The organism is Bacillus sp. FSL R5-0712 (genome assembly GCF_038593285.1).
Lineage (GTDB): Bacteria > Bacillota > Bacilli > Bacillales > Bacillaceae > Bacillus > Bacillus safensis.
Genome location: NZ_CP151981.1, coordinates 3118708 through 3143573, shown reverse-complemented (window position 1 = coordinate 3143573; position 24866 = coordinate 3118708). Strand labels below are relative to the sequence as shown.

The following is a 24866-nucleotide window of genomic DNA, read 5'->3' as shown; positions in this document are numbered from 1 at the left end:
ATTTTTTTCAAAATATAATACCCCCATGGAGTATGTGGAGAGGTGAGATCAATGAAAAAGGAAATTGATTTTCAAATTACGGGGATGACCTGTGCTGCCTGTGCAGGCCGCATCGAAAAGGGATTGAATAGGCTGGAAGGTGTGGAGGATGCCAGTGTGAATTTGGCGCTTGAAACTTCTCATATCATTTATGAAACAGAGCAGCTAACACCAGATGATTTGAAGCGAAAAGTTCAATCTCTTGGCTATGATGTGGTGATGGAGCAAGCAGAATTTGATATAGAGGGAATGACCTGTGCAGCTTGTGCAAACCGCATCGAGAAAAAAATTAACCGAATGGATGGTGTCGATCACGGGTCTGTAAATTTTGCCCTTGAGACACTTCAGGTCACATATCATCCGGGCCAAACGTCTGCAAATGACATAAAAGATGCGGTGCAGTCTATTGGGTATTCTTTAATAGAACCAGATGCAGATCAAGCGGAGGAAGGAAAAAAAGATCACCGGCAAGCTGCAATAGAAAAGCAAACGGCACGCTTTTTATTCTCGATGATTTTATCACTGCCGCTTCTTTGGGCAATGGTCAGCCATTTTTCTTTTACGTCCTTTATTTGGCTGCCAGAAGCGTTTATGAATCCATGGGTACAGCTGGCGTTAGCAGCGCCGGTGCAGTTCATTGTCGGCTGGCCCTTTTATGTAGGTGCGTATAAGGCTTTAAGAAATAAAAGTGCCAATATGGATGTTCTTGTCGCACTTGGGACATCTGCCGCGTTTTTCTATAGTTTATATGAAAGCATTCAGTCAGCGATTAGAGGCACACATGAGGCAGCCCTCTATTATGAAACAAGTGCTGTCCTCATTACGTTGATCGTGCTCGGAAAATTAATGGAAGCAAGAGCAAAAGGAAGATCATCAGAAGCGATTCAAAAGCTGATGGGCTTACAGGCGAAAGAAGCGGTTATCGAGCGAGATGGCAAGCAGATGACTGTGCCTATTTCTGACGTGAAAGTGAATGATCTTGTGTTTGTCAAACCCGGGGAAAAAGTGCCGGTAGATGGAGAAATCATAGAGGGGACAACCGCAATAGATGAGTCCATGATTACAGGAGAAAGTCTGCCTGTTGATAAAACAGCAGGAGATATGGTCATTGGGGCAACGATCAATAAAAATGGATTCATCAAAATAAAAGCGACTAAAGTCGGGAAAGAGACCGCTCTTTCACAGATTATCCGAGTCGTAGAACAAGCGCAGGGCTCAAAGGCACCGATTCAAAGATTGGCAGATCAAATATCAGGGATATTTGTTCCTATTGTTGTAGGAATTGCTGTGCTCACATTCCTCATATGGTTTTTCTTTGTTGATCCAGGAAATGTGACGTCAGCACTTGAAACCTTTATAGCCGTCATTGTCATCGCATGTCCGTGTGCGCTCGGCCTTGCGACACCAACCTCTATTATGGCTGGCAGCGGCCGTGCGGCTGAATCAGGCATTCTGTTTAAAGGCGGAGAGCATTTAGAAGTGACTCAATCACTCGACACGGTGGTGTTAGATAAAACAGGGACTGTGACAAAAGGAGAGCCTAGTCTGACAGATGTACTGGCATATGCCAACTGGACAGAAGATACGCTGCTGCAGCTAGCAGGCTCGGCAGAACAGCAGTCGGAACACCCGCTTGCCCGGGCGATCACAGACGGTATGAAGGAACGAGGTCTTGAAGCGGTCGAGGTTGAAGCGTTCCAAGCAGATCCAGGTCATGGAATTGAAGCAAAGGCAGCAGGACACAAGCTTTTGATTGGAACGCGTAAGCTATTACAGAAACATCATATCCAATATGAGCAAATTGAAGCTTCTGTCACAACGCTGGAGGAGCAAGGGAAAACGGCTATGCTTGTTGCGATTGACGGTGAAGTCGCCGGCATTGTCGCGGTTGCAGATACAATCAAATCATCCTCTCCACAAGCCATCGCTCGTCTAAAAGAGCAGGGGATTCACGTTGTGATGATGACAGGTGATAATAAACTAACAGCAGAGGCGATTGCGAAACAGGCGGGCATTGATCATGTCATTGCTGAAGTGCTGCCTGAAGAAAAAGCGGCTCATATTGCAGCGCTTCAGAAACAAGGAAAAAAAGTCGCCATGGTCGGAGACGGTATCAATGATGCCCCAGCTCTTGCAACAGCGAATATTGGGATGGCTGTGGGAACAGGGACAGACGTTGCTATGGAAGCAGCAGATATTACGCTCATGACAGGAGATCTCCATGCCATTGCAGATGCGCTGGAATTTAGTAAAAAAACAATGAGAAACATTAAACAAAACCTATTTTGGGCGCTTGCCTATAACTGTATCGGGATACCGATCGCTGCATTTGGTTTTCTTGCGCCATGGCTTGCAGGAGCAGCAATGGCCTTTAGTTCCGTGTCCGTTGTGCTGAATGCGCTCAGATTGCAGCGATTGAAGCCAATTAGAGAGGGAGTGGCAGAATGAAGCTGAATGTCAAATGGATTTGGACCGTTAGTGCATTGTTCTACGTTGCTCTTGTGCTGATTGGATATACGATTTATGATGAATTTTTTCAAAATCAACATACACCAAGTGAACAGATGCAAAATCATTAAGACTTCGCCAAAAGCGAAGTCCCAGCATGTAGACAAACCCTCGCATTCTTTGTCAGGTCTGTGCGCCAGTGCTCACGAATGTCTATTCGCTCCGCGCTGGTGCTCGACCTTCCTCGACTTCAAAGGTTTTCTATCACGCTGAAAAGAAGACAACGTGTTAAAACAAAATCATTTTAACACGTTGTCTATATATTCTAAGACTTCGCCAAAAGCGAAGTCTTTTTTTTACAATATTGTGGAAAAACCCACCTTTTTAAAGATTTTTCATAAAAAATTCACTTCTTTTTGTTCCTTTTTGTCGTTTTTTGTAGGTTCGTCGTTAAGATGCGATTAAGCAACAAAGAAAGCGTTATCAAAAAAAGGGGGTTCACGTATGAAAAAGTTAGGGTTAGCTTCTCAAATACTCATTGCACTTGTTCTGGGTGTTGTCGTGGGAGCGCTGTTTTATCAAAATGAAACCGTTATTAATGTGTTAACGCCGATTGGCGATATATTCATCCATTTAATTAAAATGATCGTTCTTCCAATTGTTATTGCTGCATTGATTGTAGCAGTTGCAGGTGTTGGAGATATGAAAACGATCGGAAGACTCGGCGGAAAAACCATTCTTTACTTCGAGATTGTGACAACGATTGCATTAGCAGTTGGACTGCTTGCAGCAAACTTGTTCCATCCTGGTACAGGAATTGATATGAGCAACATGGAGAAAGGTGATATCTCTAAATATGAAGAGACATCTAAGGCTTCTTCTGAAAAAGCGACTTTCTCTGAAACGTTGGTGCATCTTGTACCGACAAACGTTTTCCAATCCATTGCAGAAGGTGATCTATTACCAACCATCTTCTTTACAGTCTTATTCGGATTAGGAATTGCCGCAGTTGGAGACAAAGGAAAACCAGTATTAGGATTCTTTGAAGGTATACTCGAAGCCATGTTCTGGGTGACCAATAAAGTGATGAAGTTTGCACCATTTGGTGTATTCGCGCTCATCAGTGTGACGGTGATCAAATTCGGGGTCGGAGCGCTTCTCCCGCTAGGCAAACTGGTACTTGTCGTTTACGGTACAATGGCATTCTTCGTCATTGTTGTACTTGGCATTATTGCGAAAATGGCTGGAACAAGTGTCTTTACACTATTTAAAGTATTAAAAGAAGAAATCATTCTTGCATTCTCAACAGCAAGTTCAGAAGCTGTACTGCCTAGATTAATGGACAAAATGGAGAAGTTCGGCTGCCCGAAAGCGATCACGTCGTTCGTTATTCCAACAGGCTACACCTTTAACTTAGATGGAAGTGCCATCTATCAATCCATTGCTGCGATATTTGTTGCACAAATGTACGGCATGCCTCTTTCCATCTATGAGCAAATTACGTTACTATTAATTTTAATGCTGACATCTAAAGGAATGGCTGGTGTACCAGGTGCATCGATCGTTGTTGTCATCACAACTCTTGGTGCTATGGGACTGCCGCTTGAAGGACTTGCCTTCATCGTTGGGATCGACCGACTTCTTGACATGGTTCGTACAACAGTGAACGTATTTGGTAACTCACTTGCAGCCATTGTCATGTCTAAGTGGGAAAAAGTATTTGATCAAGAGAAATCGAAGAAGTATATTGAGGAATTAAAACAACAAACAAAAGCAGCGTAAAAAAGGAGATCTTTTCAAATGACGAAGCTACAGGACAAGCAAGTTCGAATCGAACGTGACTTTCTAGGTGAAAAGGAAGTAGACACTCAAGCATATTATGGAATTCAAACATTACGTGCAGTGGAGAACTTTCCAATTACAGGCTACCGTATTCATGAGGAACTCATCAAAGCATTAGGGATTGTCAAAAAGGCAGCCGCACTTGCAAATATGGATACACAGCGACTATATTCTGGTCTTGGAGAAAAAATTGTTCAAGCCGCAGATGAGGTCATCGAAGGAAAATGGAACAATCAATTTATTGTCGATCCAATTCAAGGCGGGGCTGGCACTTCAATGAATATGAATGCCAATGAAGTCATTGCAAACAGAGCGCTTGAACTACTAGGAAAGGAAAAAGGCGCTTATACTGAGCTAAGTCCAAACACGCATGTGAACATGTCGCAGTCAACAAACGACGTTTTCCCAACAGCGATTCATATTTCAACATTGAATATGATTGAAAAACTACTTTATACGATGGAAAACATGCATCAAGTCATGACCGAAAAAGCGCAGGAATTCGATCATGTCATCAAAATGGGACGCACGCATCTTCAGGACGCTGTTCCAATCAGACTTGGACAAGAGTTTAGTGCGTATGCAAAAGTTCTTGCTCGTGATATTAAACGTATCAAGCAGTCTAGACAGCATTTATATGAAGTCAATATGGGTGCAACAGCAGTCGGAACTGGATTGAATGCAGATCCTAAATATATTCGCCAAGTAGTTGGCTACCTATCTGACATTAGCGGATTACCGTTAGTTGGCGCTGAAGACTTAGTCGATGCAACGCAAAATACGGATGCTTATACAGAAGTATCGGCTGCACTTAAAGTATGTATGATGAACATGTCCAAAATGGCGAACGATATTCGTCTGATGGCTTCAGGTCCAAGAGCAGGTTTTGGTGAGCTGCACCTGCCGCCGAGACAGCCAGGTTCATCCATCATGCCAGGGAAAGTCAACCCAGTTATGCCTGAGGTCATGAACCAAGTGGCATTCCAAGTCATAGGGAATGATCACACAATCTGTCTTGCATCAGAGGCTGGCCAGCTTGAACTAAACGTTATGGAACCAGTGTTAGTGTTCAACCTGCTTCAATCTCTCAGCATGATGAAAAATGTATTCGAGTCCTTCGTGGACAACTGCTTGCGTGACTTAAAAGCAGATGAATCTAGATTAAAAGAATATGTAGAAAAGAGTGCCGGTGTCATGACGGCGGTGAACCCGCACATTGGTTATGAAGCGGCTGCACGAATTGCAAGAGAAGCCATCCTTACAGGCGCATCTGTACGTGAGCTTTGTCTGCAAAATGATGTGTTAACAGAGGAAGAGCTTGATGTCATCTTAAATCCTTTTGAAATGACAAAACCAGGTATTGCTGGTGCATCACTTTTAGAAAAGGATCGTTTAGAAGATTAAGCGGCATCATGAGAAGCGCACACCGGCAAAGTTCCGGTGTGCGCTTTTTCATGGAGGTTTGTTTTTCTTTAGCTCACATAGTATACTATCGTCAATTATTAGGGATGTGACTGCGTTTGAATCTACTGAAAAAATGGCTGAATACAGAGCCTTATTTAATTGTGCTGCTCATTGTACTGACGCCGATTGGCGGAGAGTTTAAATTTTATCCGTTTGAGGACAGCTTTCGGGTCAGCTTTGGAACCGTTGTCTTTTTCTTTATCCTGCTACAAATGAAAAGATTTCCGGCATGGGCAAGCGGCATCATCGCTGGGATATCTGTTTTTGTGTTTCGCGTGCTGCTTGATACAGCTGTGACAGGGCATCTTCCGCTTGAAGAGGCAGTTTCATTAAGATTTCCTTCCCTGCTTTATTATGTTGTCTATGGCACACTCTTTTATTTATTGAAGGTCAGACGTTTCCGCGATCAGCCATGGCTGATTGGAGCAACAGGCATCGTCATGGAGCTGTGCGCAAGCGTTGTTGAAATCATCGCACTTCGAGGCACGATGGATGAAATTTTAACGGTGAGGACGCTGTTCCAATTATTTGTTTTGGCGATATTCAGAAGCTTTTTCGTGTTGGCTTGTTATACAATGATTCGCTTATATGAAGAGCAGGCGAGAGAGCGTCAGATGAAAAAGGAAAAGGAACATCTGCTGATGCTTCTGTCTAACCTTTACACAGAATCTACATATTTTCATAAAACACTCGCACATGCTGAGCATATTACGGCTACATCCTATCAATTGTATCAATCCCTTCACCACGCAAAGGATGCGGAATCATTGGATTTGAAAAAGCTCGGTAAAACCGCCTTGCAGATTGCAGGAGAGGTGCATGAAATCAAAAAGGATAACCAGCGGATTTTTTCTGCCTTATCAAAGCTGATTCATGAGGAAAACTTCCAGGCTTATGAGAGTCCTTCTCATATCGCTGGGCTTGTTATTCGCATTCATGAAAATTATGCAGAATCTCTTAAAAAAAACATCGTCTTTCATTATGATGAAGATGGAAAGCATCCCGCCTATCATGTGTATACCATTCTATCTTTGTTAAATAACATCGTATCCAACGCTGTGGAAGCCATTCCTGTAGAAGGAGAGGTGTCACTTTCTATTTCACAGAAAGAAAACCACGTGATTTTTCAAATCAGCGACAACGGGCCTGGCATAAAAGAACGTAATCATCATGTGATTTTTAAACCGGGCTTCACTTTAAAATACGATCAGGCTGGGAATCCATCGAGCGGTATCGGGCTTGCCTATGTAAAGGATACAGCGGAGAAGCTTGGCGGAAGTGTTGAGATGGAGAGTATCCCAAATGAACAAACGATTTTCACATTAACGATACCAGTAGATCAAGTCAGTAGAAAAGAGGGGATTGGGAGATGAGATTTTTTATTGTTGATGATGATGAAGCCGTTCGTTCTTCGCTGGCTCAGCTCATTGAAGATGAAGAGCTTGGCATTGTGGCCGGGGAAGCAGAGGATGGCGCAGAGTTAACAGCCAGCTACTTAAATGATTTGCACATTGATATCTTATGTATTGATCTATTGATGCCGGAAAGGGACGGGCTTGAAACGATTCGAGCGATCAAGGATGAGTTTCATGGGAAATACTTAATGCTGTCACAGGTTGAAACAAAGGAATTAATCGGACAGGCGTATACGCTTGGCGTCGAATATTATGTGACAAAGCCGATCAATCGTGTAGAGGTCTTAAGTGTCCTCCATCTCATGATTGAACGTCTTCATTTAGAGCATTCAATTGAAAATATTCAGCACTCACTTAAATCGGTCATGCAATTTCAGCAGCGCGGTCAGACGAAAACGAAGCAGCGGGGGAAAAGTCTTGCAGAGGCGGGGCAGTTTTTGCTGGCGGAGCTTGGTATTGTTGGTGAGAAGGGGTCTAAAGATTTATTAGATATGATTCTGTTTACAGACCAGTATTTAGCGCTGCATGCTGATCAGCATGATTCCTTTCCTTCTTTAAAAATCATTTTCACTGGGATTACGGAGGATAAGTTAAGTGAGCCCTACACATCGGCAGACATCGCAAGAGAAGCAAAGGCAGCCGAACAGCGGGTAAGACGTGCGATCAACCAATCATTAAAGCACATCGCATCACTTGGGCTAACCGATTTTTCTCATCCAACGTTTGAAAATTACGCATCTAAATTTTTCGATTTCACCATCGTACGAAAGAAAATGAGTGAATTGACGAAAGAGATGAGCGGAAGAGAAGAACACACCCGTATCAATGTGAAGAAATTTGTGCAGGTGCTTTACTACGAAGCGAAACGTATTTTTATGGAAGATTAAAAAAAGACATGCTCTCCAATTAAGGAGACATGTCTTTTTTTGTGATGGATTGCAGGTGCATCTGCAGTACAGAGCGTATGAGCTGAGGCGGTATACGTTCGGGCTGCACGATTCCATTCAATGCAAGCCCATTGATGACCGCATAAAGCCGCTCAGTTTCTAATAAAAGATCAATATCAGTTAACAGCAGCCCATCCTCTTTCAATTTCATTAAACAATATTGGACCGTTTGGAAAAGCTCGTCATACATCTTTGCATTGAGCGGCTGTAGATCTGGTTCAGTCAGCGCCTTAACTGTAAAAGCCTGCCACACCTCCATTTCAAATTTTCGTTCTTCATCAAGTGGAAGAAGCTGCTCCAATAAAGTGAGGACATTTTCCTCCGTTGAACCGTTTAATGAAAGCCCTGTAATCCGCTCCTTGACTCTTTCCTGAATTAAATTCATAGAGAAGAGAAATAACTCTTGCTGTGTGGAAAAATAATGACGCATAGAGCCGGCTGAAATTCCAGCTTCGACTGCTATTTTTCGTACAGAAGCGTTTTCCAATCCCTCTTGTTTAATCACTCTCATTGCAGCTTGAGCGACCTTTTGTTTTTGTTTATGGTGATCGACGATTTTTGGCATACATTGATTTTAGCATAGCTGTTGTTTTTTTAACACAGATGTGTTATTTTTTATTTAATACAATCGTATTAAAAAGGATGTGGAGAAATTGGTCGGGTTATTGATTGTGGCATGTGAAATTGGTTTTTGGCTGTTTATTCTAATGGGCTTAACGCTTCGTTATGTGTTTAAACAGAAAAAGTGGGGTGCTTTTTTTCTTGTCTGTACGCCAGTTTTAGATCTCATCCTTCTTGCGGCTACTTATATAGATTTAAGGCAAGGGGCTGTGGCGAGTGTCATCCACGGGCTTGCGGCTGTTTATATTGGTGTGAGCCTTGCCTTCGGACATCAAATGGTGAAATGGGCAGATGCTAGGTTTGCCTATCGATTTGCAGGAGGCCCTAAGCCAAAGGGAAAACCAAAGTACGGGAAAGAGCGGTCTGTGTATGAAATGGTCGGCTGGGCGCGGCATTTCATTTCTTATGTTATTGGAGCGGGGCTGTTATATGGATTAACCTATCTCATCCAAGCACCAGAGCGGACGGAAGCGCTGATACAGCTTGTCAATACATGGGGGATGATCTTAACGATTGATTTCATCATTAGCATCAGCTACGTCATTTGGCCGAAAAAGCATCCAGAAAATATAACAGGCTGATAAAAAAGACAGGCGGATTCACTCCGCCTGTCTTTTCTTATGATGACAGCCCTTTGTAAATGGTGTCGATATTCCATTTCATCATCTTATAGTAGCTGTCTCCATCTTCCCCTTCTTTTCCAATAGAGTCAGTGAAGACTTTTCCTTTGATCGGAACCCCGGTTTCCTCAGAGAGGCTTTCAAGGCTGCGTTTATCAACACTTGTTTCAAGAAAGAGTGCAGGAACTTGATGATCTTTGACAAAATGAATAATGCGCTTCATTTGTCCTGGTGTTCCTTCACTTTCTGTGTTGATCTCCCAAATATAGCCGGCTTTCAATCCATACGCCTCTGCAAAATATTTGAATGCCCCTTCACTTGTGACAAGGAGCTTTTTATCTTTTGGCAGCTGATCAAACTTGTCTTTTGCTTCATCGTGAAGAGCTTGAAGCTTTTTGATATAGGCTTCTGCATTTTTTTCGTAATCCTCTTTATGTTCAGGGTCCGCTTGAATAAGCGCATCTCGGGCATTTTGGGCATAAAGGATCCCGTTCTCAACATTCAGCCATGCGTGAGGGTCCTGCTGGCTTTCAAGGCCTTTTGAGGACAAATGCTTCACTTTGACGCCTTTACTCAGCTCGGCTACAGGTGCATCATCCCCGTCCTTGCCGCTCGATTCAAGCAGCTTTTGAAACCAGCCGTTCCCTGTTTCAAGGTTCAAGCCATTATATAGAACAAGGTCTGCATCCGTCGTATACTGAACATCCTTTGGCAGTGGGTCAAATTCGTGCGGATCTGTACCAATGGGAACAATGCTGTGAATAGAGACATGCTGCCCGCCTACTTCCTTCACAATGTCATAAAGAATAGAGTAGGTCGTGACAACTTTTAATGTGCCGTCATCTTTACCGGAATTACTTTGCTTGGTCGAACAGCCTGCGATGATCATAAGGGCAATGAATACTGCGGTCAAACGGATAGCAAATACCTTCTTCATATATGTCCTCCTTTTACATAGACGCTTCCTTTTTTAAGTGCGTTCGTTTTCGTTTAGATTTTAATGATCTCCATAGAATGCCTTGCTTTGGTGAAAAGATAAAGGCACTGCCGAATAAAATAGTCGCGACCAGCACGATGGAAGCGCCAGATGACAAGTTATACGTAAAACTAAGCCCAAGACCTACGACAGCAGAAACAGCACCGAAAAAAGCAGATAAATAAATCATGATCCAGAGCCGGTCCGTTAAGAGATAAGCGGTGGCTGCCGGTGTGATCAGCATGGCAACGACAAGAATAATCCCAACGGTTTGCAGTGATGCAACGGTCACAAGGGTCAATAAGGTCATGAGAAAATAATGAATCATACGATTCGGCAAACCGTAAACCGAAGAAATCACCGGATCAAATGAACTAATGAGCAGTTCCTTGTAGAAAACAATGACGGCTAGCAAAATAAAAATACCGATTCCCAGTGTAATCCACATATCAGATGATCGAACAGCTAGAACGTTTCCAAATAGAATATGATATAGATCACTTGAACTTTTCAAAAATGTGATCAAAATAATTCCGATTGAGAAAAAGGCTGTAAAGACAATGCCGATGGCAGAATCATTTTTTATGCGGCTGTTTTGACTCACATAACCGATCCCAATCGCTGTTAACACGCCAGTTAAAACAGCCCCGAAGAAAAAGTTAATTCCAAGCATATAAGAGATGGCGACCCCTGGCAGTACGGCGTGAGAAATGGCGTCTCCCATCAGGGCCATGCCGCGTAAAATGATAAAGCAGCCGATAACGCCGCAAATGATGCCTACCATGACGGATGTAAATAGCGCTTTTTGTAAAAAAGCATATTCAAAGAGTCCGGTTAAAAATTCCATTACACGTCTCCTCCTGCTGATTTTAAGAATGGCAGCTGTGTTTCATATGCTTCCAGCATGATCTCTGGGCGAAGGATGTCGTGTACAGGCCCTGCTTTGATGAGTTTTTTATTTAACAGAACAAGATGGCTGAAATAATCATCTGCCTTACTCAAATCATGATGGACAACCAAAATGGTTTTCCCTTCATCTCGTAATTCCTTCAAAATGCGAACCATCGTTTCTTCACTTGCCATATCGATCCCGACAAACGGTTCATCCAAACAGAAGAGCTGTGCGTTTTGCGCAAGTGCCCTTGCAAGGAAGACACGCTGCTGCTGCCCGCCGGATAACTCGCCGATTTGTCTTTTGGCAAAGTCCTTCATTCCGACTTTTTCTAAACAGTGGTACGCATATGCCCGGTCTTCTTTTTTTGGACGTTTGATTAGTCCGAGCTTCGGATATGTTCCAAGTAGTACGGTATCCAGTACATGAATCGGAAACGTCCAATCTAAATCATTTCTCTGCGGTACATAGGCGATCTGTTTTCTGACTTGTTTAAAGGGCTGTTCAAAAAAACGAATATCCCCTTGGTCTTTTTCAATGAGATCCAAACATGCCTTGAGTAACGTCGATTTACCAGCACCATTTGGACCGATGATTCCTGTCATTGTACCTTCCTGTATGGAAAGAGAGACATTCTCTAATGCATCCTGTCCGTGATATGAGACATGAAGACGGTCGATTGTTAAAGCATTTGACATCTCTTGCGGCCCCTTTCAATCATCATTGCACTTCCTAAAAATATATGCATAAATTAAATAATTTTGACTAAAGGATGAAATGATTCTCTAATGCTAATTTGTTTCCTTAGGGAAACTTTTATTTTATTCTAAGCGTCTGTCCTTCTTTTGTAAAGAGAAAAACTGCAAACGATCGTTTTTATGTTATGCGGGGGGCGGGGGACATGAGCTTGGTTTATTGAAAATCCGTGTGACAGAATTGGACACAAAAAACCAATTATTTCTTCAGAAATGATTGACAGAAGACAAGAACTCCTCATATAATAAAGGTAATCCAATATATGAATATATGCTCATATATAAAGTTTTTGATTTTTAATAGGTTTCATCGATCCAGGGAACGTTACTTATCATATAGAAAAAAGGTGAGAACATGAAAAAAATGAAGGATGAATACGTATTAAGCGGTCTTGATTGTGGAAACTGTGCACGTAAAATTGAAACAGGTGTCAGCAAAATGGATGGCGTTGAAGCTTGTTCCGTTAATTTTGCGACAGGGACATTGACTGTCACACATGCAGATAAGCAAGAAACGATGTCAAAACGTATTGAAAAAACGGTTCAGTCCATCGAACCTCATGTGAGTGTTTCACCAAAAGAAGAAGGACATCACCACGATCACGATCATGGGACAAAAAATTTAAAAGCGATTGTGCTGAAATTAATTGGCGGTGCAGTCATTGGAACAGCAGCTTATTTTATACCAGAAGATGGCTTACTGAAATTTATCATGTTTTTCGCAGCGTATTTACTAGTCGGCGGCGATGTGGTTTTTAAAGCGCTGAAAAATATCGTGCGCGGCCAAGTATTTGATGAAAACTTCTTAATGACCATTGCAACAGCTGGCGCTTTTGTCATTCAGCAATATCCAGAGGCACTGGCAGTGATGCTGTTTTACCAAATTGGAGAGCTGTTCCAAGGAGCAGCAGTGAATCGTTCAAGACGATCCATTAGTGAACTAATGAATATTCGCCCTGAATATGCGAATCTCAAAGTAGGAAATGAAACGAAAAAAGTGAAGCCGGAAGAAGTAAAAGTCGGTGACCGTATCGTCGTAAAACCGGGCGAAAAAATTCCACTTGATGGTCTCGTCATTGAAGGCTTTTCACTCGTGGATACCTCTGCATTAACAGGGGAGTCTGTGCCGCGGGATGTAGAAGCAGGGAAAGAAGTTCTTGCAGGATTTGTGAATCAAAACGGTATTCTGGAAATTGAAGTGCAAAAAGGGCTAAGCGAATCGGCAGTGACGAAAATTTTAGATTTGGTTGAAAATGCGAGCAGCCGAAAAGCACAGACAGAAAACTTTATCACAAAGTTTGCAAAATACTATACACCGGCTGTCGTTGTATTGGCATTGCTGCTTGCCTTTGTGCCGCCGCTTCTCATTCCATCAGCTCAATTGTCTGACTGGGTTTACCGGGCACTCGTTTTCCTTGTGATTTCTTGTCCTTGTGCGCTTGTTGTGTCCATCCCATTAGGGTTCTTCGGGGGAATTGGGGCAGCTTCTAAACGAGGCATCCTTGTAAAAGGCAGTAACTATCTAGAAGCACTAAACTCTGTGAGCTATGCTGTATTTGATAAGACGGGCACACTCACAAAAGGGAACTTTACAGTGACCAATATCGTGACAACGAGCGATAAGTGGTCAGAAGAAGAGCTGCTTTCTTTTGCAGCTTTAGCAGAAGCCCACTCCTCACATCCGATTGCTGAATCAATTAAAGCGGCATATGGTTCGCCGCTTGATGAAAGCAAGATCGAAGCATATGAAGATATTGCGGGACATGGAATTAAAGCAACCATCAGTGGTTCCCAAGTGTTAGCGGGTAATCATCGCTTGATGGAACGAGAAGGCATTTCATATGAAAAAGAAAAACGAAGCGGAACGGTTGTGTACATGGCCATTAACGGTGAGTTTGCCGGATCGATCTTGATTGCAGATGAATTAAAGGATGATGCAATTGAAGCCGTCTCAGCTCTAAAAGCATCTGGCATTCAAACAGTCATGCTGACTGGTGATGCCAAGCAAGTTGGAACAGCGGTCGCCCAGCAAATTGGCATTGATGAAGTACATGCCGAATTATTACCGCAGGATAAAGTAACGAAATTAGAAGAAATTGATCAGAAAAAAGCGCCTCAAGAAAAATTATTATTTGTTGGGGACGGCATTAATGATACACCGGTATTAGCAAGAGCAGACATAGGAATTGCGATGGGCGGACTTGGTTCAGATGCAGCGGTAGAAGCGGCTGATATCGTCATTATGACAGACCAGCCGTCAAAAGTAGCAGAAGCCATCGCTGTCGCTAAACGAACAAGAAGAATTGTATGGCAGAACATTGCATTTGCTCTTGGGGTTAAAGGGGTTTTCCTATTACTCGGAGCATTTGGTATTGCGACCATGTGGGAAGCTGTCTTCTCGGATGTCGGTGTGACTGTACTCGCTGTTTTAAATGCCATGAGGGTAATGAAATAAAATTGTTAGGAAAAATTCATGAATACCATCTTTCATAATGAATCCCCTCTTGTTAAAATAGAAGAAGTTGGATAATGGCATTATTCTAAGCTATTATCCTTTTTCTTTTGAAGGAATGAAAAAGATAAGGTAGGTGCTTATGTGAGTAAAAAAAATAATCAATCATCATCCATTAAATTTGCTGTCATTTTAACCATTATCGCAGCTCTTCTCATCGGATTATTCGTCGTCATTGGAAATAACAACAGCAAAGAAGCACAAACGGTTGACAGTAAGCCTTCTATTAAAGGACAGCCTGTCATGGGAGATAAAAACGCAGCCGTACAAATTGTCGAGTTTGGGGATTATAAATGTCCATCATGTAAATCATTTGAAACAGACATTTTCCCAAAACTGAAAGCGGACTACATAGATAAAGGCGATGTATCATTTTCGTTTATTAACTTGCCACTTCCTGTTCATGGAGATGGCGCAGTGCTGGCAGCACTAGCTTCTGAAGAAGTGTGGAAAGAAGATCCGAAAAACTTTTGGGCATTTCATGAAGCTGTCTATCAAGCACAGCCAGATAGTGAAGCAGAATGGGTCACGCCTGCTAAGCTGACAGAGCTAGCGAAAAAGACAACAAAAATAGATACGGACAAGCTTAAAGATAACCTATCAAAGAAAACATATCAGCCGCAGCTGAACACAGACGATCAGCTTGTGAACCAATATAAAGTGAATGCAACACCAACTCTTTTCATTAACAATAAACAAGTCGAAAACTTTTATGACTATGATGAAATCAAAGAATTAATTGATCAAGAGCTCAAAGGGAAAAAATCATGAAGAATAAGCTTGTTTACTTATACAGTGCTTGGATCGTTTCTATCGTTGCGACGATGAGCAGCCTGTATTTAAGTGAAGTAAAGAAGTTTATCCCATGCGATATGTGCTGGTTTCAGCGCATTTTCATGTACCCGCTCGTGCTTTTACTTGGAATTGCGACATTCAGAGGCGATGTGAAAGTGAAATATTACGTTCTGCCTTTGGCTGTGATTGGCGCTTGTTTTTCTATCTATCATTATATGGAACAAAAGATACCTGGCTTTGCATCGATTCGCCCTTGCTTGAGCGGTATTCCTTGTTCCGTTGATTATTTGAACTGGTTTGGTTTTATCACCATTCCACTACTAGCCCTTATTGCATTTATTCTCATCATCATTAGTATGCTGCTGTTAAATGCAAAAGAAGATTGAAAGAGATAGCCTGCTTATAAGTGGGCTATTTTTTATTTTTGCAAAAAGATAAAATTTAAAGAAAATTTGTATTGCTTTTCACCTGTGTCAGATATACATTAAGGGAGTAGTGTTAGATGATCAGATAAAGGTAAGGAGATAAGCGGAAAATGGCATGGGAAGTCTTAAGTATCATTGGCATTGTCGCATTCGCTATTAGTGGTGCGATTGTGGCAATGGAGGAAGAGTACGATATTCTTGGTGTGTACATTTTAGGGATTGTGACAGCATTTGGCGGTGGAGCGATTCGGAATCTATTAATTGGTCTGCCGGTGTCTGCTTTATGGTCACAGGGCAAAATGTTTACGATTGCCCTTGTATCCATTACGATTGTGTTTCTTTTTCCAAAGCTTTTGCTCAAGCACTGGAGCACATGGGGGAATTTCTCGGATGCGATCGGTTTAGCAGCGTTTGCGATTCAAGGCGCATTATTTGCTGTGCAAAGAGAACTCCCGCTCAGTGCAGTTATTGTGGCAGCTATTTTGACTGGAAGCGGCGGCGGAATTGTGCGTGATTTATTAGCAGGACGAAAGCCGCTTGTGCTAAAAGCAGAGATCTACGCCGTATGGGCAGCCCTTGGCGGCTTATTCGTCGGACTCGGCTTAGCGCAAGGAGAGCTTGCTTTATATCTGCTGTTTGTCATCCTCGTCGTATGCAGAGTTTGTTCCTACTTATTCAAATGGCGCCTTCCCGCCAGATCTTATTTTTTAAATAAAGGGTAAAACGAAAAAAGGGCGATTCCGCTCTTTTTTTTGTGTTTAATAAGAGCTGAATATCAGCAGATGATGGAGTTTTCGTGTAAAATAAAAGCAGGGTCTTTTGTTCATCATTTGAACAATACATATGATGAAAATTTTGTCAGCTGGCTGAATATCTAGATTCAGCCTTTTTTTGCCTAGATGGATTGTTATGTGTTGGTTTCACTTTTTGCGGAATACTAAAAAAGCACTTCTGAGCGGACGGATGGATGAAATGAACACATCTTTGCATGTAAGCAAAAATTGACGAAAAATATACATAGGAGGGACATGTACTAGTGGAGATTTTTTTGGCAGTGCTTGTACTACTGGCACTCATTGCAGTATCTAATATTATCAATCGTTTTGTCCCCTTTATTCCCGTTCCGTTAATTCAAGTGGGCTTAGGAATATTGGTGGCAGCTTTTCCTTCAGGTTTACATATTTCTTTAAATCCTGAACTCTTCTTCGTTCTATTTATTGCGCCGCTGTTATTTAATGACGGGAAGCGTACCCCAAGGGACGAGCTATGGAAATTAAGAGCACCGATTCTTCTTTTAGCGCTTGGGTTAGTGTTTGCGACCGTCATTGTAGCGGGATATACCATTCATTGGATGATTCCAAGCATACCGCTTCCAGCCGCATTTGCGCTTGCAGCAATTTTATCACCGACAGATGTGGTGGCAGTAAGTGCTTTATCCAGCCGTGTGAATATGCCAAAGGGCATCATGAGATTGCTGGAAGGCGAAGGGCTGATGAACGATGCATCAGGACTTGTCGCCTTTAAATTTGCCATTGCCGCAACGGTGACGGGAGCATTTTCAATTGCTCAGGCATCCTTTAGTTTTGTACTGATTGCAGCAGGCGGGTTATTGACTGGATTTATTCTATCCTTTTTTATCATTCGTTTTCGCTATTTTCTCCGCCGTTTAGGAATGGACGATGTCACAATGCATATCATCCTGCAAATCCTTACACCATTTGTGATTTATTTAGCAGCGGAAGAAATCGGTGTATCTGGAATTTTAGCCGTTGTGGCTGGCGGTGTGACACATGCCATTGAGCAAGACCGAATGGAAGCGAATTTAGCCAAACTGCAAATTGCTTCATCAAACACATGGAATATTATTTTATTTATTTTAAACGGACTTGTTTTCGTTTTACTTGGATTGCAGATTCCGGATGTCTCTACAGTCATTTTCCAAGATGAATCCTTTAACAACATGCAGGTGATTGGCTACATCTTAATTATTACGCTATGTCTCATGGTGCTGCGGTTCTTATGGGTATGGCTGTTCTGGGCAGGAAAATGGAGCGCAACAAAAAAGCAAAATGTGAAAAAGCCGAAGTTTCGCGCCTCGATGCTCATGACATTCTCTGGTGTCCGCGGGGCTGTGACATTAGCCGGTGCCTTCTCTATCCCATTTACGCTTGCGGACGGATCACCATTTCCAGAGCGGCATTTGATTATCTTCCTCGCAGCAGGCGTCATCTTATGTACACTCATTTTAGCCAGTGTGTTACTGCCTCTTTTATCTGAGAAAAAAGACAAACAAGTCGACGTGGACTTGGATACAAAGATTCAGCATGCGAAACGGAAGCTGCTGAGAAGCGCGATTAAAACGTTAAAAGAAGGGATGAATGAGGACAACAGGGAAGTATCCCTTGCACTCATCAATGATTACCGAATGAAGCTGAGAAATATCCAGCGTGAACCATACCAATTCGGGATGAGAAAACAAGAGCGAAAAATCAGACTGCACGGAATCAAAGCAGAACAGATGAAACTTCAACAATTAATTGATGAAGAGAAAATTGACAAGGAAGAAGCCTATGAGCTGCAAGAGAGATTTCATGAGCTGGAAATGCTGTATTCAAACTCCTTCAAAATCCGTTTTTCAAAGGTGAAGTTTCTCCGCTTGCTTCAATGGCTGCAATTATGGCGGCCGAATCAGCACATTTCAAGCGGTATTTTAGAAAAAGAGGACGCGTACAAACAAATCCGTAAGAAAACGGCTGAGGCTGCGGTAGACTCGATCAAACAGCATATGACAGATGAAAACCAGCAAACGTGCCACCAAGTGATTGGTTTTTACAACCAAGTGATTTACCGCTGTGAACACGGTCCAAGCTTCTTCCAGCAAAAAGACCGTTCATTTGACCGAAAGAAAAAAGAGCTTAACTTCCAAGCTGTACAGTCGATTCGAAATGAAATTCAAACCTTATATGAAGATGGTGAGATCAACCGTGATATTGCCCATCATTTAAGGGAGTATATCAATGACATGGAAGCTGTTCTGCTCACCAATACGTGATGTTGTCATCTTCTCCCCCATGTTTTATGATGAAGAAAGAGAACGAGCAGGGGGAGATTAATGATGGCCTATTATGGAGCGATTGAAGCTGGGGGTACAAAATTTTGTTGTGCAATCGGCAATGAGCATGGAGACATCTTGGAGGAAATGACGATTCCGACAGAGCACCCAGAGAAAACAATACAGCAGCTTATTCCATTTTTTAAGCAGCATGACATTGCAGCATTAGGGGTTGGCTCCTTTGGACCCATTTGTGTTCAAAAGGATGATCCTTCATACGGTTATATTATGAACACGCCGAAAGTGGAGTGGAAGCATTATCCGTTCATTCCTGAGCTTGAGAAGCAATTAGGTGTCCCAGTATCCTTTACAACAGATGTCAATGCCGCAGCACTAGGTGAATTAACAAAAGGGGCAGCCAAAGGGCTAAGCAGCTGTTTGTATATCACGGTCGGTACAGGCATTGGTGCGGGTGCTGTTGTGAAAAATGAGCTTCTACACGGCCATTCACATCCTGAGATGGGACATATCCTTATCAGACAGGATGAATCAGATCCGTTTGCAGGTGTCTGTCCGGCACATGGAAATTGCTTAGAAGGGCTGGCAGCTGGACCAGCGATTGAGAAAAGGTGGGGAAAACCCGCCAAAGAGCTTACGCAGGAAGAAGCGGTTTGGGCACTTGAAGCGGATTATTTAGCGCAGGCGCTTATGCAGTACTCACTCATTTTAAGCCCAGAGCGCATCATCATGGGCGGAGGCGTCATGAAGCAAAAGCAGCTATTCCCACTCATTCGAGAGAAGCTGGCTGCTTATGTCAATGATTATGTGGATCTGCCGCCGCTTGATACATACATTGTCTCCCCCGGGCTTGAGGACAAGGCTGGCATGACAGGTGCGCTGCTCTTAGCCAACGAAGCCAAGAGAAACGCCTGATAATAGAGTTTTGAAGCACAACATGAGATAATGAAAGAGATGGAATCTATAAAAAAGGTGGTTGTTAAAATGGTCAAAAGCTTGAATGATACCGTAACATTGAATAACGGAGTCGAAATGCCTTGGTTTGGTTTAGGTGTATTCAAAGTGGAGGACGGCAATCAAGTGGTAGATGCCGTAAAAGCAGCCATACGAAACGGATATCGCAGCATTGATACGGCAGCTGTTTATAAAAATGAGACAGGCGTAGGAAAAGCGATTAAAGAATCTGGCGTGAAACGAGAAGACTTATTTATCACATCTAAAGTATGGAACACAGATCAAGGTTATGAAAAAGCGCTTGAAGCGTTTGACGCAAGCTTAAACCGATTAGGTCTTGATTACTTAGACCTCTATTTGATTCATTGGCCTGGACCAAATGCAGATACATTTAAAGACACATGGCGCGCACTTGAGAAGCTTTATAAAGATGGGAAAGTCAGAGCCATTGGAGTCAGCAACTTCTACATTCAGCATTTAGAAGAGCTGTTAAAAGATGCTGAGGTTGTTCCAGCTGTGAACCAAGTGGAATTTCATCCGAAACTGACACTTGTTGAACTGCGTCAATATGCAAAGGAAAAAGGCATTCAGATTGAGGCATGGTCTCCGCTGATGCAAGGGAAGCTATTAGATCATGACGTATTGAAAGACATTGCTGCACGCTACAACAAATCTGTTGCTCAAGTCATCTTGCGCTGGGATCTGCAAAGCGGTGTCGTGACAATTCCAAAATCAATCAATGAAGAACGCATTAAACAAAATGCAGACATCTTTGACTTCGAGCTTTCCAAAGAAGACATGGAAAAAATCGATGCATTAAACAATAACGAACGCGTCGGCTCAAATCCAGAGACGATGACGGTTGGGTTTGAATAAATAATAAAATCCTCTTTCTTATATGAGAAAGAGGATTTTTTACGTACTGCTTCGGCGCACAGCCAAGAGCATGATAAAAGATAGGATCACAATACAAATCGTCCAAGCCCAAGCAAGCTCCATTCGTCCAGAATCAATTGCCACATAGATAGCGGTTGGGAGTGTTTGGGTTTTTCCTGGGATGTTGCCGGCAAACATTAAGGTCGCCCCGAATTCTCCAAGGGCTCTAGCAAAGCTGAGGACGCTGCCTGACAATAGAGAAGGCAGGGCAAGTGGTACTGTAATATAGGCAAAGACTTGGAATGAATGAGCACCATCTACTTTTGCAGCCCCTTCAATATCTGACTCAATCGTAGAAAATCCAGCTTTTGCAGATTGATACATAAGCGGGAATGCCACAACCGTCGATGCAATAACTGCCGCCCACCATGTAAAAATGACCGGCTGGTGGAAGATCCATTCAATCACGTCTCCGATCAAGCTATGCCTTCCGAATATGACGAGCAATAAAAACCCTACAACTGTTGGCGGAAGGACAAGCGGCATCATCAAAAGCGTTTCTACGATCATTTTCCCCTTAAATGAAGTTCGCGCCATCCAATAGCCAATCATTGTACCAAAAACTGTTGCCAGCAGCCCGCTCACAACGGCAACTTGCACGGACAGCCAGATGGGAGAAAGGAATTCTTCAGTGAGCATGGGCATTATGTCACTTGAAAGCCGTACTTTTTAAAAATGGATTTGGCTGCTTTTGATTGTAGAAATTGAAAAAAGGACTTGGCTTCCTCTAAATGTTCTGTCCCTTTTACGATCCCTACTGGGTAAATGATCGGGGAATGCATGTCCTGATTGGCTTCAGCTGCAATCTTTACTTTTTTGGAAACGAGGGCATCTGTCTTATACACAACACCTGCTTCCACATTTCCTGTTTCTACGTAGCTTAAAACCTGCCGCACATCCTTGCCGTACACAGTGTTCTTTTTCACTTGATCCCAGATGTTCAGCTTTGTGAAAATCTCTTTGCCGTATGTACCAGCAGGAACGGATTCAGGTGTGCCAAGAGCAACCTTTCCTTTTATGTGCTGGACGTCTTGAAAGCTTTTAATAGAGGAAGAGTGATCTTTTGGCACAATGAGTACAAGCTCATTTTGGATAGCATCCTTGATAAAATGTTGATCGATGTCTCCAGATTTCACAAGCTCATCAAAGGGCGCTTCAGCTGCTGAGAAAAAGAGATCGGCCTTTGCCCCTTGCGCAATTTGCTGCTTCAATGCGCCGGATGACCCGAAATTATTTGTTAATGTCACATTCGGATGCTCATCATTATAAGTAGATTCAATTTCCTTTAGTGCATCCTGAAGACTTGCCGCAGCTGAAATGACAAGCTCAGTTTTTTTGGTTGTATCCGATGACTTCATCTCTGTTTGACACCCGCTCAGGAGCAAACAGATGGCGATGAAGGCGAAGAACGCATACTTCATGTTCACACCTCTTATTATTCAATATCATCTGTATCCTTTATTATAAGCAAACTTATTTGACCATTCATAGGCTTTCAGTAAAAAGAGAAAAGAAAAGCCGCCAGAAGGCGACTTTTAATGCTGATAAAAACGGAGCAAATTCCCATTGATCACTTTGTCTGATAAGGAAAGCTCTTTATTGGCTTTTTCGATATAAGGCTGACACACCTCATCCTGTTCAACAGGCTCTTTTGTTTTTTGATCATAGCAGGTGTTCTTTGTATAGAGATAATCATCTGTAATAAAGTTTCCGTTTCTCAAAACAGCAAAAGGCGTCCGTTCGTTTGAAAATAAGTCATTGCCAAATTGAATGGCATCCTTCGTTTCAATACCGAGTAAGTGCAGGAGTGTCGGCTTCACGTCGATTTGCCCAGCTGTTTCAGAAATTGTCTGCGGTGCTTGATCTGTGACTCCCGGAATGTAAATCAAAAAGGGAACCCGTTGCAATTTAACAGCATCAAACGGTGTGATTTCATCTTTATTGAGCAGCTCTGCCATTGCCTGATGATGTGCCTCGGAGATGCCATAGTGATCCCCCATGAGAACAAACATTGTATTGTCATACAGTCCTTCTTCTTTCATACGTTCAAAAAATGTCTTTATGGCTTCATCCTGATAGCGGACGGTCGTCACATAGCGGTTTAAAATGGCGCTGGACGAATCATATTCATCAATCAATTGATCGTTTGGATCGATTTCAAATGGAAAGTGATTGGTCAAGGTAATGAACGTGCTGTAATAAGGTGCCTTCAACTTTTTTAAATAATCAATGGATTGGTCAAAGAAGTCGATATCCTTTAAGCCCCAGCCAGTTGAATTCTGTTCATTGACTTGATACGAATCGACATCATAAAAGCGGTCAATCCCAAACGATTCATACATCACATCACGATTCCAAAACGTTTTATTATTCGCATGAAATTGGACGGATTGATAGTTCTTTTTTTTCAACTGCTTGTATAACGTGTCGTATTCGTTGTCACTCGCTGTGAAAAAGACAGCGCCGCTGCTAGATGGATAGAGGGAATTTGCGACAATAAACTCTGAATCCGACGTCTTTCCTTGCTCAGTCTGCTGATAAAATTCATCAAAATAAAAACTCTTTTTAGCGAGTTGATTTAAAAAGGGGGTAATGTATTGTCCATTCACCTTTTGATCAACGACAAATTGCTGGGTTGATTCGAGTGAAATGAACACAACGTTCTTGCCTTTAGCAAGTCCAAAGTACTCTTCGTTTGGTGCACTGTAATCAGCCTTTGTGTAGTTAGCTACGGTTGAAAGTGTATCTTCATCTGCAAAGGCTTTTTGTCCAATTCGCGCTGTTTGGGCAGCACCGTCATACAGGTGGAACTGGAACAACCCAAGGTTTCGTACAATCACTTCTCGATCATAAGAGCTTGTCAGAAAACGAGGGTGATCCATCATGGCTGAACTGACATGAAACAATAGAAAGCTGCAGCACACGGCATAATATGTTTTGATCGTCTTGAAGGAGGCTTTTGGTGCTAAAGGTTTACGCTTTAACAGCCATGCCAGTACCACGAAATCAATGAGCATCAGTAAAAACAGCGGGTGGAACAATTCTGTCATACTGCTGCCCATATCCCCCATGTTTTTCGCTTGGAATAATACAGGGATCGTAATGAAATCAATATAAAATCCATAAAAGATCGTATTCGCTATGAGAATCGCCGTCAAAATAAAATTTGCGGTCAATAAAAAAATCTTTTGCTTCTTTTCATTTAAAAAAAGAGCAATCCCAAACAAAGGGAGCAAAAAGCTAAGTGGATTGATCAAAAGCAGCCATTCATGAAACAGATTGGCCGTTCTTATGTGAAATCCGAATTGATATATGATGTATGTTTTCATCCACATGAAGAGGATGGAATACACTAAAAACCAGTGATTTTTGAAGAACGCTTTCATTTATGTAGCTCCTCATCATTCTGTATTCAGCTGCAAGGCAAAAACACTTATCTTAAACCTACTAAAAAAATGAGGAATGATCAATTCATATCCTGTGTTTTTCGGAAAAACTCTTTTTAATTCATTAGAATGGGATGGATATGCCGCAGATGACGGCGATGTAATAGCAGGTAACGACGGTAAGAGCAGCTAGTACGACTTGTTCTCCTGTGCTGCCTGTTTTGACATAGAAGGGAAGACGCACTTTAATGGAAGCTGGAAATAAAAATTTAATCCCGTTCACTGTTCCTGCATCTAGGATGAGATGACTTGCCATCCCGACTAGTAAACCGATACTTAGGCTGTCATTTGGAATGTATGTTGTCGCTAGAAAATAAATGATCAGCAAAAATAATAAACTGTGTGTAAACGTGCGATGACCGAAGACACTGCTGATCAGTGCCGAGAGCAGCGGGAATTTTCTGCCGATTTTACTTTTTGTATGGCAAAGATCAGGGATCAGGGCACCAACTGATCCAGCAGCAGCCATCGTCACTGGGTCTAATCCATAATAGTAGGCAACGGCTGTAGAGGCGGCAACTCCGCCCATGATGTGAGTTTTTCCTGTCATGATGCGTACTCCTGTTCTATCTTTAGTTCAAGTACTCACTATATCAAGGGTGGATTTATTCAGCAAGGCTTATTTCTAAAGAAAAAGAGGCCAAAATGGTTGGCTGAATGGAAAAACATTCTATAATAAGGGAGAAGTCATGTTGATACTAACGATAAG

22 protein-coding genes are annotated in these 24866 nt (G+C 42.4%); 14 read left to right on the top strand and 8 right to left on the bottom strand.

The genetic code is table 11. From position 1 onward, the window contains the following. Positions 1-51 precede the first annotated feature (51 nt). From NSU11_RS16280 to NSU11_RS16255, 6 genes are all read left to right on the top strand, one after another. Positions 52-2487 (top strand): heavy metal translocating P-type ATPase, encoded by a 2436-nt coding sequence (locus NSU11_RS16280; protein WP_056765788.1) that lies wholly within the window; start codon positions 52-54, stop codon positions 2485-2487. Further along, on the top strand, positions 2484-2618 hold the full coding sequence (locus tag NSU11_RS16275) for a hypothetical protein (protein WP_254965603.1): 135 nt from the start codon (positions 2484-2486) through the stop codon (positions 2616-2618). The genes NSU11_RS16280 and NSU11_RS16275 overlap by 4 nt, the downstream gene beginning before the upstream one ends. A gap of 373 nt (positions 2619-2991) precedes the next feature. After that, entirely contained in the window at positions 2992-4269 is a 1278-nt protein-coding gene (locus NSU11_RS16270) for a cation:dicarboxylase symporter family transporter (RefSeq protein WP_024426051.1), read from the top strand. Between the two features lie 18 nt (positions 4270-4287). Continuing rightward, a complete protein-coding gene (aspA, locus tag NSU11_RS16265; protein WP_024426050.1) occupies positions 4288-5733 on the top strand; it encodes an aspartate ammonia-lyase in 1446 nt (481 codons plus the stop codon). Positions 5734-5849: 116 nt separating this feature from the next. Further along, positions 5850-7166: a sensor histidine kinase gene (locus NSU11_RS16260; RefSeq protein ID WP_024426049.1), complete on the top strand. Its 1317-nt coding sequence runs from the start codon at positions 5850-5852 to the stop codon at positions 7164-7166. Further along, entirely contained in the window at positions 7163-8095 is a 933-nt protein-coding gene (locus NSU11_RS16255; RefSeq protein ID WP_024426048.1) for a response regulator, read from the top strand. The genes NSU11_RS16260 and NSU11_RS16255 overlap by 4 nt, the downstream gene beginning before the upstream one ends. 19 nt (positions 8096-8114) lie before the next feature. Here NSU11_RS16255 and NSU11_RS16250 read toward each other — a convergent pair whose 3' ends face one another. Further along, entirely contained in the window at positions 8115-8720 is a 606-nt protein-coding gene (locus NSU11_RS16250) for a TetR/AcrR family transcriptional regulator (protein ID WP_024426047.1), read from the bottom strand. Between the two features lie 88 nt (positions 8721-8808). On the opposite strand from NSU11_RS16250, the gene NSU11_RS16245 reads away from it, so the two are divergent. Then, on the top strand, positions 8809-9357 hold the full coding sequence (locus NSU11_RS16245) for a hypothetical protein (RefSeq protein WP_024423470.1): 549 nt from the start codon (positions 8809-8811) through the stop codon (positions 9355-9357). Positions 9358-9394: 37 nt separating this feature from the next. Here the strand turns inward: NSU11_RS16245 and NSU11_RS16240 are convergent, their stop codons facing one another. Genes NSU11_RS16240 through NSU11_RS16230 form a run of 3 tightly spaced genes read right to left on the bottom strand, consistent with a single transcriptional unit; the run spans position 9395 to position 11962 of the window. Beyond that, positions 9395-10333, bottom strand: coding sequence for a metal ABC transporter substrate-binding protein (locus NSU11_RS16240; protein ID WP_024423469.1), 939 nt, complete (start codon positions 10331-10333; stop codon positions 9395-9397). Between the two features lie 13 nt (positions 10334-10346). Then, the gene (locus tag NSU11_RS16235) at positions 10347-11219 is read right to left on the bottom strand and encodes a metal ABC transporter permease (RefSeq protein ID WP_024423468.1); all 873 of its coding nucleotides are present in this window, start codon (positions 11217-11219) and stop codon (positions 10347-10349) included. Beyond that, positions 11219-11962 (bottom strand): metal ABC transporter ATP-binding protein, encoded by a 744-nt coding sequence (locus NSU11_RS16230; RefSeq protein ID WP_056765790.1) that lies wholly within the window; start codon positions 11960-11962, stop codon positions 11219-11221. The genes NSU11_RS16235 and NSU11_RS16230 overlap by 1 nt, the downstream gene beginning before the upstream one ends. 412 nt (positions 11963-12374) lie before the next feature. Here NSU11_RS16230 and NSU11_RS16225 point away from each other — a divergent pair, with 412 nt between their 5' ends. The 7 genes from NSU11_RS16225 to NSU11_RS16195 all read left to right on the top strand — a co-directional run bounded on the left by NSU11_RS16225 (position 12375) and on the right by NSU11_RS16195 (position 20651). Then, positions 12375-14474, top strand: coding sequence for a heavy metal translocating P-type ATPase (locus NSU11_RS16225; protein WP_056765792.1), 2100 nt, complete (start codon positions 12375-12377; stop codon positions 14472-14474). A gap of 141 nt (positions 14475-14615) precedes the next feature. Beyond that, positions 14616-15302 carry a DsbA family protein gene (locus NSU11_RS16220; protein WP_044331353.1) on the top strand — a complete coding sequence of 229 codons (687 nt, stop codon included), beginning with the start codon at positions 14616-14618 and terminating at the stop codon, positions 15300-15302. Next, entirely contained in the window at positions 15299-15712 is a 414-nt protein-coding gene (locus tag NSU11_RS16215) for a disulfide oxidoreductase (RefSeq protein WP_024423464.1), read from the top strand. Before NSU11_RS16220 ends, NSU11_RS16215 begins: the two co-directional genes overlap by 4 nt. 149 nt (positions 15713-15861) lie before the next feature. Further along, the gene (locus NSU11_RS16210) at positions 15862-16473 is read left to right on the top strand and encodes a trimeric intracellular cation channel family protein (protein ID WP_024423463.1); all 612 of its coding nucleotides are present in this window, start codon (positions 15862-15864) and stop codon (positions 16471-16473) included. Positions 16474-16787: 314 nt separating this feature from the next. After that, positions 16788-18803 carry a Na+/H+ antiporter gene (locus NSU11_RS16205; protein ID WP_024423462.1) on the top strand — a complete coding sequence of 672 codons (2016 nt, stop codon included), beginning with the start codon at positions 16788-16790 and terminating at the stop codon, positions 18801-18803. Positions 18804-18866: 63 nt separating this feature from the next. Continuing rightward, positions 18867-19736, top strand: coding sequence for an ROK family protein (locus tag NSU11_RS16200; RefSeq protein WP_197172944.1), 870 nt, complete (start codon positions 18867-18869; stop codon positions 19734-19736). A 69-nt stretch (positions 19737-19805) separates the two neighbouring features. Continuing rightward, the gene (locus tag NSU11_RS16195; RefSeq protein WP_024423460.1) at positions 19806-20651 is read left to right on the top strand and encodes an aldo/keto reductase; all 846 of its coding nucleotides are present in this window, start codon (positions 19806-19808) and stop codon (positions 20649-20651) included. 39 nt (positions 20652-20690) lie between these two features. Here the strand turns inward: NSU11_RS16195 and modB are convergent, their stop codons facing one another. The 4 genes from modB to NSU11_RS16175 form a co-directional block, all read right to left on the bottom strand. Then, positions 20691-21356: a molybdate ABC transporter permease subunit gene (gene modB, locus NSU11_RS16190; protein WP_034623869.1), complete on the bottom strand. Its 666-nt coding sequence runs from the start codon at positions 21354-21356 to the stop codon at positions 20691-20693. Further along, complete coding sequence (gene modA / locus NSU11_RS16185; RefSeq protein ID WP_024426041.1) at positions 21356-22132, bottom strand: molybdate ABC transporter substrate-binding protein; 777 nt, start codon at positions 22130-22132, stop codon at positions 21356-21358. The genes modB and modA overlap by 1 nt, the downstream gene beginning before the upstream one ends. 114 nt (positions 22133-22246) lie before the next feature. After that, entirely contained in the window at positions 22247-24097 is a 1851-nt protein-coding gene (locus NSU11_RS16180; protein ID WP_024426040.1) for an LTA synthase family protein, read from the bottom strand. A 124-nt stretch (positions 24098-24221) separates the two neighbouring features. Beyond that, positions 24222-24707 carry a metal-dependent hydrolase gene (locus NSU11_RS16175; RefSeq protein WP_024423456.1) on the bottom strand — a complete coding sequence of 162 codons (486 nt, stop codon included), beginning with the start codon at positions 24705-24707 and terminating at the stop codon, positions 24222-24224. Positions 24708-24866: the final 159 nt, after the last annotated feature.